General features: G+C 42.1%; 9 protein-coding genes. 2 read left to right on the top strand and 7 right to left on the bottom strand.

The window, feature by feature from the left end:
- Positions 1 to 17 precede the first annotated feature (17 nt).
- The 3 genes from ablB to MOJ78_RS10600 form a co-directional block, all read right to left on the bottom strand.
- On the bottom strand, positions 18 to 878 hold the full coding sequence (ablB, locus tag MOJ78_RS10610; protein WP_304981146.1) for a putative beta-lysine N-acetyltransferase: 861 nt from the start codon (positions 876 to 878) through the stop codon (positions 18 to 20).
- Positions 879 to 1,038: 160 nt separating this feature from the next.
- Positions 1,039 to 1,650 (bottom strand): trimeric intracellular cation channel family protein, encoded by a 612-nt coding sequence (locus MOJ78_RS10605; RefSeq protein WP_304981145.1) that lies wholly within the window; start codon positions 1,648 to 1,650, stop codon positions 1,039 to 1,041.
- Positions 1,651 to 1,904: 254 nt separating this feature from the next.
- Positions 1,905 to 2,738, bottom strand: coding sequence for a sulfurtransferase (locus MOJ78_RS10600; protein WP_370529793.1), 834 nt, complete (start codon positions 2,736 to 2,738; stop codon positions 1,905 to 1,907).
- 121 nt (positions 2,739 to 2,859) lie between these two features.
- On the opposite strand from MOJ78_RS10600, the gene MOJ78_RS10595 reads away from it, so the two are divergent.
- Positions 2,860 to 4,017 carry an aminotransferase A gene (locus MOJ78_RS10595; RefSeq protein ID WP_304981143.1) on the top strand — a complete coding sequence of 386 codons (1,158 nt, stop codon included), beginning with the start codon at positions 2,860 to 2,862 and terminating at the stop codon, positions 4,015 to 4,017.
- A 218-nt stretch (positions 4,018 to 4,235) separates the two neighbouring features.
- Here MOJ78_RS10595 and MOJ78_RS10590 read toward each other — a convergent pair whose 3' ends face one another.
- Positions 4,236 to 4,496: a DUF2533 family protein gene (locus MOJ78_RS10590; protein WP_304981142.1), complete on the bottom strand. Its 261-nt coding sequence runs from the start codon at positions 4,494 to 4,496 to the stop codon at positions 4,236 to 4,238.
- Positions 4,497 to 4,692: 196 nt separating this feature from the next.
- Complete coding sequence (locus MOJ78_RS10585; protein ID WP_304981141.1) at positions 4,693 to 8,325, bottom strand: dynamin family protein; 3,633 nt, start codon at positions 8,323 to 8,325, stop codon at positions 4,693 to 4,695.
- A 192-nt stretch (positions 8,326 to 8,517) separates the two neighbouring features.
- Between MOJ78_RS10585 and MOJ78_RS10580 the strand changes: the two genes are divergently transcribed.
- Positions 8,518 to 10,122: a Na+/H+ antiporter gene (locus MOJ78_RS10580; RefSeq protein WP_304981140.1), complete on the top strand. Its 1,605-nt coding sequence runs from the start codon at positions 8,518 to 8,520 to the stop codon at positions 10,120 to 10,122.
- 119 nt (positions 10,123 to 10,241) lie between these two features.
- Here the strand turns inward: MOJ78_RS10580 and MOJ78_RS10575 are convergent, their stop codons facing one another.
- Positions 10,242 to 10,793, bottom strand: a complete 552-nt coding sequence (locus MOJ78_RS10575) for a GNAT family N-acetyltransferase (protein ID WP_304981139.1) — start codon at positions 10,791 to 10,793, stop codon at positions 10,242 to 10,244.
- 46 nt (positions 10,794 to 10,839) lie between these two features.
- Complete coding sequence (locus MOJ78_RS10570; RefSeq protein ID WP_304981138.1) at positions 10,840 to 12,315, bottom strand: degradosome RNA helicase CshA; 1,476 nt, start codon at positions 12,313 to 12,315, stop codon at positions 10,840 to 10,842.
- Positions 12,316 to 12,346: the final 31 nt, after the last annotated feature.

Raw genomic sequence — 12,346 nt, 5'->3', positions numbered from 1 at the left:
ATTTTTCGGCATCCCATCTACCTACGGGACAAATCACAGACCCATAGATTCATATCTTCTAACTTATTAAAAATGTTGCAGTTTTTCGTAAAGCGTCCTGTGTATGTGTAATGTCGTTGATGGAACACGGCATTCATTCCGAACGACAAGGCACGTGCAATCGAATACACACAAAAGATATGTCTGTCTTTTAATTCCGCCTCAAGCTTCATGATCAGGACTTTCATAAGTCCATTTTTCCGGTGGTCTTGTAAGGTTGCACAATCCGTCAACTCCGCATTATGATAGGTAGCATTGATATCTGCAGAGGCAGCACTGACAATTCCCCCTTCAAATTCCGCTACGTAAAAAATGGAATCGCCTTCAATCAGCTTTTGTATGTAAGAAGGATCGTTCATGGGAGTCGGATAGATTTCAAAAACGGCTCGGTATAATTCCGCTAAATGCACTGCGTCTGCGATAACCGCTTTTCGAATCGTATAATTCGGTGTGTTCGGAACGTCCAAGGTGCGGGACAGTTCTTGAATCTGGGTCAATGTCTTATCTTCATTAATCCAGTAATCACTCGTTCTACGGCTATTATCCAAAAACATCGCCATTCCGTAAGCATCATTCCCATTGAAATAGCGTTGAAAGAGGGCTTCTAACTGGTAACCAAATGAAAGGAAGGTCATCCAGTCTTCTTGGCGTGATTTCACGATTACTTTTGCGAACGAGTGCTCATTCGAGATTCGTTGGATTTGTTTGTGAATCGAGTTGACATTTCCACGATAATCTTCCACTTTTAGCCGCTCACTGAAATAATCAAGGCGGATTTTCATCGTAAAATCGCCACCACTAATTACGCGATTTTCACTAATTTGGCTTGTGTCCTTCATTTCGTCAACGACCCCTTTTATATCATTTTATGTAGAGATACCATTCCATATATCGAAGTCTTTTTCCTGCACAAGAATGATTTTGATAAAAAAAAGAGAGGCCGACTTATGTGAAAACACGATTAGAGTCGGCCTCAATTCTATTTTATTTATTTTAAAACTACGATCTGTAGTCTTGTAGAATCCGGTGCGGCAGCTTCCAATTATATATCGCTGAACACATTCGTAAAATGACGATTACTGCCCCTAGCGTGTAGAGCTCCCAAGGTTGGTCAACAATTCCTGTTCCGATGACAACTCCAGCGATCATCGCCCAGACTGCATAGATGTCATATCTGAGCACAGTCGGTTTTCGACCTGCAAGCAAATCACGAACCACTCCACCACCGGATCCGGTCATGACTGCAGCAACCACAATCGCGATGAGAGGAAGCTCCATATCTGTCGCATACAAGGCGCCTTGAATGGCGAACGTCGATAATCCAATCGCATCGAAAAAGTTCAACCACCGTCTGGAAAATTGAATCCAACCATCTGGAAGGAAAAAAATGACAGTCATCACGATCAAAACGATTTTTATGAGCTCGTCTTGCTGCCAAACCTGTGAAACAGGTAAATCAATTAATATATTTCGGATAAGACCACCACCGAACGCCGTTGCCAGTCCAAGGATGAAAACACCTAAAATGTCATAATCCTCTTCCATAGCGATGATTGCACCACTTATCGCAAATGCTATTGTACCAATTATATTCAATACATCCCAAGTCAATCCGGGTCTCTCCTTTATCTTTGACATATGATTTCAATTTAATGCCTTATAGAGTTTACAACGGATTCACCTGAATGACAATGATTTACGCTGCATTTTCCTAGAATGCTGTGATTTCAACGACCGTTAGTGAAACACCAACATCGATTTATCGGGAAACAGTAAAATACTTTTATAAACCTAGCTGGAATTTTACTTATTTACAGTACGGTACGTGAAATTTTATTTTATCAGTTTACATAAGTCATTTATGGTTACTCTGTTTCAACTTCATTGTCATCATAGGAGGACCAATCACTCCAGCTTCCAACATAAAGCCTACTCTTTTTCCCGATTTCGTCGAGTGCGAGTACGTTGACGCATGCAGTAACTCCTGACCCACAATAATTGATGATTTCTTTATCTTGATAGTGTTGAAAGCGTTCCTTCAATTCAACCTGTGATTTCCATTTTCCTTGGTTCAAATTTTCCATAAAAAAGTGATTGACCGCCGACGGGATGTGTCCAGCCTTTTTATCGATTGGTTCTGTCCGTCCGAGGTAGCGCTCTTCTCCCCTTGCATCAATAAGTAATGTGTTTGGATGATTTTTTGTTTTGGACTGGACCTCTGTAATATCAGCAGCCAGTTCCTTTTGAATGGCAGGCTCAAAAACCACCTCGTCCACAACAGGAATTTCCTCTGTTACCGGAAAATCTCGCTTCAGCCATTCGGGATAGCCTCCATCGAGTACATAAACCTTTTCGTGTCCAAGATAGTTCAGCATCCACCATAACCTTGCTGCCATTGCACTATTTTGCGCATCATAAACGACAACTGTTTTTGTACCGTCGATGCCGAGCGATCCGAGAAATCGTACAAACGTATCTAAGTCTGGCAACGGGTGGCGACCCCCGTGTTCGCGAACCTCGCCTGATAGATCCTTTTCTAGGTCTGCATACACTGCTCCCGGAATGTGCGACTCTTTATATTCGCGGTACCCTTTGTCCGGATCCTGTAAATCAAAACGACAATCAACCGGTACAACATTTCCATCATCTAATCGGTTCTTCAACCATTTTACGGATACAAAATTTTTCAATGAATACACCTGCCTTTTCAATGTTACTATTATTGTACAAAACCACTGCCCAAAAGAATAGTTGTTCGTTGACGGACAGCGTTTTAAACGCTACACTTCAAATTAGATTCTTTCAAGGAGCGAACCTATAGTGGAACAATACCTTAATCCTCGCGTAAAAGAAATTCAAATATCGGGAATCCGACAATTTTTCAATCGGGTTGCGAACTATCCAGATGCCATTTCGTTAACACTTGGCCTGCCTGATTTTCCGACTCCCGATCATGTTAAATCAGCCGCAAAAACGGCAATTGATGATAATTTTACGACCTACACCCATAATGCAGGTTTCATTGAACTCCGCCGAGCGATTTCCAGCTTTGTACAAAAAAAATACAACTTACAATATGTTGCGGAATCTGAGATTATCGCGACGACAGGGGCAAGTGAAGCGATTGATATTTCGCTACGTACGATCCTTACTGAAGGTGATGAGGTCATTCTGCCTGGACCGGTTTATCCTGGATATGAGCCTGTAATCCGGTTGTGCGGTGCAACACCGGTACATGTCGACACGAGATCCACTGATTTCAAGCTGACTGCTAAATTGATCGAACAGCATTTAACCTCTAAGACAAAATGCGTGATTCTGCCTTATCCTTCAAATCCGACTGGCGTATCGCTTTCTCAAGAGGACCTAACAGATATCGCTGCTCTACTAATGGATAAAAACGTGTTTATATTGTCCGATGAGATTTACAGTGAGCTGACGTATGGCGAACCACACAAATCAATCGCAACTTTTGAGAAAATGAAAGAAAAAACGATCGTCATTAACGGGTTGTCAAAATCACATTCAATGACCGGTTGGAGAATCGGATTTGTGTGTGCAGATCAATCCATTGCACAGCATATGCTGAAGGTCCACCAATACAATGTGACGTGTGTTTCATCGATCACTCAGCGGGCAGCTCTCGAGGCGCTTACAAATGGGATAAATGATGCCGCACCAATGCGCGATACGTACAAGGAACGGTTACACTATGCGTATGATCGACTTCAAAGGATGGGGCTTGAGACGTCAGAACCAACAGGAGCCTTCTATCTGTTTCCGTCGATAAAACAATATGAGATGGACTCTTGGGGCTTTGCGACAGCATTACTTGACGAAGAAAGGCTTGCAGTCGTGCCCGGAATCGCCTTTTCTAGTTATGGAGATGACTATATCCGTATTTCATATGCATATAAAATGGACCAATTAAAAGAAGGGCTTGATCGACTCGAGCGCTTTATCGCAAAAAAAACATGATTATCAGGATAGCAGGCGTAAACTGGTTGATTGAGGATGGTAACCGTGAATGGAAAAACCGGAGTCAAAAAATATTAATGCAGCATTTCGTGGACACAAAATCACTCTTCCTCAAATTTTTGCATTAGTTGGTACGCCATTTTACCATTTAAAAAATTGAAAGGCCGCGGATACGTTCCGGCAGCCTTTCAAGAAAATTGAATTCTAGTTCCGATTGATTATTTACGATTACAATACTCTACTATCATTTCAACCGTTACATTTTCACGCAGTGGGACAATCCCCTTTCGAGAGATCTCATTCATTTCCTTCGTTACATCATTAATTTTCTGTACTGATTCACCGAACGGCTTACCATCCTTACATTCATTTAACGCGGTTTCGATCCAGTATTCACGTTTCGAATCAAGCTCTAAAAACGTGCGAATACGCTGATGTTGGTCTTGACTATGCTTGCTTATGTCGATATGAACAGACAAAAAAATCCCTCCTCAATAGTTCGATCTATTCTATTGTTGCTTTTCCATCAATTTTCTCACTTGCTCCTTGGGGCTCCAACAATCGAATTTGTAATGGGGCTTCGTTTCGTAACCGAGCCGGGAACATCGGTATTCAATCGGCTTATTACTGCGATCGGTTCTAAAATGAATACAGCTAGCACAGCAATGGAATCGATTACGATTCACTGATTACACCTTCTTGTTCAGCAACCAGTTCATTCAATATTACTTTTGTCTCATCTAAATCCTCAAGCTGGTCGGATGTAAATGCTTCAAGAACTCCTTGATAGTATTGTTCAACCGTCGTTTCAAACGCTTGCCGTAACTTTGATTCTTCCTCATTCAATGCATGTAAATAGTGTTTTGAAAATTTCTCCGTGTAGGACTCTATACTAGCTTCGAGCATTGGTCTAAATTGTTCGATTAGGCTTTCTCGTACTTCATCCTTCCCGGTGTTCTCAAAAAAATGTTTCGGGCTTTTAAAGCCTTTCAATGCCGGTTGAAGAACAATCACAGCATCGTTTGGCCATTCCGATGAGATGTCTGGAGTGGAAAGCTTCGCATCATCTGGTGCCAGGAGACGGACCCTACTCGCTTTTTCAGACGTAAACTCTGCAACCGATTCAAAAAAGCGCTGACGTTGTACGTTGACAAAGCGTTCCAATCTTAGTGATGTTGCACGAAGCTCTTGATCCAGCTGAAATGCCATCCTGGTAAGCAATTCATCCAGACAAAGTGTGAGCTGCTCCCGCTTCATATCCTTTGTTATAACAGATGGATTAAACGCCATTTTAAATTCATCATTAATTGTGAGCATTAACCTTTGTACAACATAATGTAATAGTTCTTCAGCTTCTTGCTGAATCGCTTGCTCAAACGATGCAAACGAGAAGGAACGAATTTCGCGAACAATCGTATCCTTTTCAGATCTCAATTTTTCGATTTCCTGCTCACGTTGTTTTTCATCGGTTTGTGCCCGGACGATCCACTCATCGACTCGGTCTAAGCCTGTTTTCAGCAATTGTGCGGCCTGCTGTTGAGCAATCGAATCCCGCTCTTGGATTGTATTCGTTTGAAAGGATTGCTCGAATGTATCAAATTGTGAGGAACCGCTCGTCTTATTTTCCTTCCGTTCAATGAGTGCCTGTTTACTAGAAACAGCAGACATCCTTGGGTGACGGATTCCATATTCAACAAGCTGTGATTCAACGTACTTCACGACATCCGCACGTTCAGCAGCATCTGTTGCAAGGTCAGCAGCATTAATGACAAAATACATTTTATCCATCGAAAACGTATCTTTCACTCGTCCTAGCTGTAATAAGAAATCCCTGTCCGCTTTCGAGAATGCATGATTGTAGTACGTGACGAACACAATTGCATCCGCGTTTTTAATGTAATCAAAGGCGACCGAGGTATGTCTCGCATTGATCGAATCTGCCCCTGGAGTATCAACGAACGTAATGCCTTGCCGGGTAAGCTCACAATCATAATAAAGCTCGACGGACTCCGTAAAACAAGCCCTCTCTTCAAGGGAAACAAATTCTGTAAAGCTCGTGTGATCAAGAATTTGGACGCTCCCGAGGTACTCTCGCATTGCGTCATATCCTATTTGTACTGCCAATAAAAAGCTATGATGCGGTTCAGGTCTGTCGGTTACGATTTTTGAAATCCCCTTTACCGCTTCATCAAGTGTGTCACAAATAATCCCAAAACGCTTTAATGCATGTTGAATTTCTTCAAGTAACCGATCGGCTGTTTTCAGTTTGATTTTCACTTTACCATGTTCATTTTCATCGGTAACAGGCATAATCTTGTTTATCGTTGCAGTTGTCGGGTTAGGAGATACCGGCAGAACGTCATTTTTCATCCACGCATTCGCAAAGGATGATTTACCAGCACTGAACGCTCCAAATAACGCAACCGTAAACTCCCTGCTCTTCATTTTCGCCGCATGTTGACGCATCCTCGAAATGAGATCATCCATCGAACGCCATGGCGAAAGGGATTCAGCCGCTTTTTCTAATCGGTTTGCTATTGTAGTTGGATCGATTTCGTTCATCGTACTCGAATGAACCTGTTCCGTAGATTCCAACGGTGGATTCGTACTTTCATTTTTTTGGACCAATTTTGAGGCAATCGTCGTTTCGATTTGTGGACTCTGATCCGCTACTTGCTCACACCAACGTTTTGCTCCCTCAATCTCTTCAACCGTTCCTTTTGCTTGAAGGCATTTCATTAGATGCGCTTGATCGGTTTTATAGTCTGCTACCGCTTGAGCAGCTCGATCTAGTTCCTCTTTCTCAATCTCAATGTTTCGGATTCGTTCATCTAACAGGTTTTGTTTGGGCTGCTGCTTTTCCAAGAATCGTTCCTTAATGGCTTCTACGATCTCCAAAGCGATTTTACGATAGTTCCGCTTGATTGAATCTTCAACGTCTCGATTGAATTGTAAAATGTATGCCTCATTAAAGGTCGCACCATGCTGTCTTAACGCAAGGACGTCTTCAGACGTGAACGAAAAAGTGATTTTATGAATCCGCTCTTCCAGTTCGGGCTCCGTTAGTCCAAGTTGCTTCAGAAGCTTGAACAATTCCTCCTTCACCTGCCACATCAGCTCCGTCGAGGCGTTTTTAGTAATCGCCTGTAAGTACCGGTCCATGCGCACTTTCCGTTCGTCATCGGTTTTTTTCTTGGCAAATAATAGACCTGTTTTAAAGTTCCGCTCTAATGACTCCAATACATGCATACCTAATTGACGTACGTCATATGGAATGATACGGGCGTTTGCGATTCCTTTGCTTAATGCTTTTAGAAATTCCTCTTCAGCTTGTTCGATTAAGGAGGAAAGATTGTTTTTCTCTTCAACCACTTTTTCCAATTCAATTGATAGCACGTCAAATCCACCCACTTGCGATTGCTGCTTTTCAATGGTGGGGTATGCAGTGGATAGATACGTTTCCAATAGATGCTCAGACATTTGAGTGAGCGTTCGTTCAATAAAATCATGCTTATGTTGTTTAATATTTAAAAGCTTTGTCTGTAACTGACCCATTTCATTGTCCGGGTTTGTCCGGTCGCGAATTGAGGTAAAGTAGAAATCAACAGGATATACACCCCATTGCTTAAACCCATTTATCGTTGACCTGCGAAAGGAAGAAAAGGAGAGCTCATCATCAACGTGTTTGTCGATTTGATTGATGACAAGAATCAGTTTTTTTCCAGCGTCTTGCATTTTTTTCGTAAAATTGAAATTCAATTCTGATTGTACGTGGTTGTAATCCATTACGTACACGACTACGTCTGCTAAATGGAGCATCGATTCGGTTGAAACCTTGTGGGCATCATCTACTGAATCGATTCCAGGAGTATCCATGATGACTGTCGAATTTACTAAGTATGGATGTAGTTTATGAATCTCAATCGATTGAATATCTGCGCCATTTTTCGAAGCTTGTTTAATTGTGTCGAGATCAAGCTCCCCTGCTAACGTTTGTACATTTCCGCTGTGGTCCGTCAATCGAACGATCGGTTCACCATTTTTGATCGTTACAACGTTCGCACTCGTTGGAATAGGTGAAGTCGGAAGGAGTTCTTCATCCATCAATGCATTGATCATACTGGATTTTCCAGCAGAAAAATGACCGCAAAACGCGATGGTCAATTCATCTTTGTACGCTTTTTGGGCAAGTTCAGTTATTTTGAAAGATGCCGGTTCGCCTTTATCCTGTTTCCGCAAGAAACTATACATTTGATAAAAGCGATGGATCCATTGGTCTTGTTCGTTTGTCGTCTTTGTCATTACCATACGATCACACCTGATTTTTACGTTTTGCTTTTACTTTATCATATTTCACAGCATCTGTGCGGAACTTTGTCCAAATGCTCCGTGATTGTATGTGTTCGTTGTTACTGGGCAAAATGTGGATAGAAAAACGTACTTTCGTGCAAGGCGTTGTATTACCGAGCTAAAGATGTTTCTAGTAGAGAGGAGACGGTTATGGAAACTCAGTTTGAACTCGTATTGCTATTGCTTGCAATTGCAGCAGGAATAACTGCTGTCGCTAAAAAGCTGAAAAAACCTTACCCGATTGCACTTGTTATTGTTGGGGCGATCATCGGTATTTTACCCTATGAAGGCTTAAATGAGCTGAAATCCTTTTTTGCAGAGGATGAAATATTTCGCTTTGCTATCATTTCTATTTTTCTTCCAACCCTTCTTGGTGAAGCAACCCTTAACCTGCCGTATGCCCATTTGCGAGAGAACAAAGTCCCGATCCTTCTTCTTGCTGCCCTTGGAACAGTAATTACCTTTGTTACAGCTGGTTGGATGACGGCTGTATTTCTTGGGCTGTCAATCCAGGCTGCTCTCGTTTTTGCTGCACTCATGGCACCGACTGACCCGATCAGTGTTTTGTCAATTTTTAAGACGATGGGAGTCAATCAAAGACTCTCAGTCATTATGGAAGGCGAAAGCTTGATCAATGATGGATTAGCTGTGGTGTTGTTTTCCATTGCTGCATATCAATATGGTTTGATAATCGAAGCTGGTGCTGCTGGTATCACGATTGCTCTAACTGAATTCCTTAAAGTGGTTATCGGTGGACTACTGGTCGGCGGCGCATTCGGGTATTTCTTTTCCCGGCTGACATCCCTTTATGATGATTATCCGTTAGAGATTGTTTTTTCAATGCTATTATTTTACGGGTCATTTTTTGTTGCCGAAGCCTTCCACGTTTCTGGAGTGATCGCAGTCGTTATCGCAGGGTTGATATTTGGAAATTATGGTCGTCAAATCGGAATGAGTCCGACGACGACCTTAAGTATACGTACCTTTTGGGATGTCGCATCACTTGTCGCAAACTCTCTGGTGTTCTTGCTCGTCGGCCTTGAAATCACAAAAATAATCGGCTCAGTCAACTGGGTACAGATTTTCACAGCAATTTTGATCGTTCTTGTTGCAAGAAGCATTGCTGTTTATACCTCGGTAGGCTTAATTTCTTCACTGCCCTCAAGGTGGAAGCATATTTTTAATTGGGGTGGTCTAAAGGGCTCTTTATCGCTTGCCCTCGCATTAAGCTTGCCGATCAATTTTCCGTTTCGTGAAGAGATCTTAATGCTTGCCTTCGGAGTTGTATTCTTTTCTCTCATCGTTCAAGGGTTAACGATCAAACCGCTCGTTGGTTTTCTCGGAGAAAAATCAATTCGGAATGAACAGCTTCAATATGATCGAATCATATCACGGATTTATAGGTACCACTCCGGAAGAAAACAATTAGAGAAAATGACAGAAAAAGGTACCCTTTCCCCAATCGTTTTTCAACACTTAAGAAAACAATATGAAGATGAATTAGAAGAATTGAATGAAGCCCTCGAAGGACTATACAACAAAGAACCTTCCCTTCGTAAAGCAACAACTGACCGGGCAATTCAAGAGGCGCTCTATGCTGAACACGAGGCTCTGGATGATTTGGAACGACATCATCTCATCTCTGATGAAATTACGAAAGAGGAAAAACGCTATGTACGTGACTTACTTGAACGCGATGAAATGGGAGACCGCGTTGGAGTCATACCTGATACAGAGGAAAAGATCAGAGAATAGGGTGAGTTTTTTTAAAGAAATCGGTTGGTGTCGCCTTGACATCGACATCACATGCAACCAAAAAGGGGTTGGATCATCTCCATATTATGGAGTAATCCAACCCACTTTAGCTTAGAACATTAAAAGAAATATGCCATATAGATTTCGTCCTGAAACGTATCGCCGATCAATAACTGATCCTTCTGAGTCCCCTCAACGACAAAACCATAACGTTCATATAGCTTTTGAGCATTTGGGTTTCCAGAAAAGACGGTTAAGCAAATTTTATGAAGTCCTTCTCTCTTTGCCCACTCCAGGGTGTATTCCATAATTTTTTTGCCGATACCTTTCCCTTGAGCATCGTCGGTCAACCACGTTCTGAATACACCTGTATGCCGTTTCATGGAAAGGTCGCCACGGATGATTCTTGCGATTCCCAATACCTTTCCTTCAACTTCTACTGCCGTATACATATGTCCCTGTTTTTTCATTTCTTGAATAAACCTTATCTCTTGCTCAGGAGTTTTGGTTTGTTCCTTTTGAATAAAAGATCCGCTCATAACAATGGATTGAGCGAATGTAATAATATCGTAAGCGTCTTTTTCCATAGCAGGGCGAAGGGTGACCGCTGAGCCATCCTTCGCTTCAAAGTTATAAATTAGTTGCTCTTGTTGTTCGTTCTCCGATGTCATTTCTATCCTCCTGCGCGGATAAAAATCATTTAATGTTCAATCCGACTTATTTAACTCGTTGACGATATGATCGATGTGATCGTTTGTTTTTATTATTGTTAGAGCGGTTATTTGAACGATTATAGGGTCTGCCTTGACCCTGACCTTGTTTACCACGTTGAGGACCGCCTTGGCGTCGGTTATTCGACTTCCGCTTCGTATCAAGCGGCTTCAGGGATGTGATCTCTACAGGTGTTTTATCCGTTTCTTTCGTCATATTCTTTAATGCTGCCGCAACCAAATCGCGCGCATCATGATTATTTAAAAGTTCATCCGCAACAGAATGATACGAAGTCAAATCATCTGAATGCACACTTTCAGTCAGTTGATCCGCTGCAACGCGTTGTTGACCTTCAAGTGCTTCATTAGAACTCGGTACTTCCATTTTTTCCATGCGGCGTTTAGTGATTTTTTCAATCGTTTTAAGGTGATCGAATTCTCTTGCTGTCATAAACGTGAGTGCCATTCCGGACTTCCCTGCACGTCCTGTACGACCGATTCTGTGAACATAGCTTTCTGGATCCTGTGGTATATCGAAGTTGTAAACATGGGATACACCAGAAATATCGATACCGCGGGCTGCTACATCCGTTGCGACGAGAATATCGATTCTACCCGCCTTGAATTTTTTCATGACACGATCCCGTTTCTGCTGTGTCAGATCGCCATGGATTCCGTCAGCAGAATAACCACGTTTGATCAGTGCATCTGCGACTTCGTCAACACGCTTCTTTGTACGTCCAAACACAATCGCCAATTCCGGTGCCTGAATATCGAGCAGACGGCATAATACATCAAATTTTTCTTTTTCATGCATTTTAATGTAGCGTTGATCGATTTTTTGAACCGTCATTTCACTAGCTTTAACCTGAACAATGACACGTTCTTGTTTCATGAATTGATCAGCTAAGCTCTTGATTGCACGTGGCATTGTTGCAGAGAAAAGCATGGTTTGGTGTTCAGATGGGATCTGTCCGAGAATTTCTTTGATATCATCAATGAATCCCATGTTCAACATTTCATCTGCTTCATCGAGAACAACTGTTTTCAAGTCATTGAGTCGAATGGTTTTCCTTTTTAAGTGATCGAGTAGACGACCTGGTGTACCGACCAGAATTTCCGGTCGTTTTTTCAAAGCCTTAATCTGAAGGTGGATCTGTTGTCCTCCGTAAATAGGTAATGTACGGATTCGTTTATGGTGTCCGATCCTGTTCATTTCTTCTGCTACCTGGATAGCAAGTTCACGTGTCGGCGTTACGATGAGTGCCTGAATTTTCCCGGATTCTTTATCGATGTTTTCGATCATCGGAATTCCAAAAGCGGCAGTCTTACCTGTACCTGTTTGCGCTTGACCAATCAAGTCTTTTCCTTCTAATGCGGCTGGTATCGCATCCTTTTGGATTGGCGTTGGTTCCTCGAATCCCATTTCGCTGATTGCCTTTAATGTTCTTGTTTGAATACCTAAATCCTTAAATGTTGTCAAATCTGTTAACTCCTTTTTTGGTATCGCCATG

This window comes from Alkalihalobacillus sp. AL-G (assembly GCF_030643805.1).
GTDB lineage: Bacteria > Bacillota > Bacilli > Bacillales > Fictibacillaceae > Pseudalkalibacillus.
The sequence above is the reverse complement of the archived record's forward strand: the minus strand, read 5'-3'. Positions and strand labels throughout refer to the sequence as shown.

What these genes read in the sequence shown, in the direction of transcription:
- ablB (WP_304981146.1), bottom strand. Translation starts at nt 878, where the DNA reads ATGAAGGACACAAGCCAAATTAGTGAAAATCGCGTAATTAGTGGTGGC.
- MOJ78_RS10585 (WP_304981141.1), bottom strand. Translation starts at nt 8,325, where the DNA reads ATGGTAATGACAAAGACGACAAACGAACAAGACCAATGGATCCATCGC.
- MOJ78_RS10580 (WP_304981140.1), top strand. Translation starts at nt 8,518, where the DNA reads ATGGAAACTCAGTTTGAACTCGTATTGCTATTGCTTGCAATTGCAGCA.
- MOJ78_RS10575 (WP_304981139.1), bottom strand. Translation starts at nt 10,793, where the DNA reads ATGACATCGGAGAACGAACAACAAGAGCAACTAATTTATAACTTTGAA.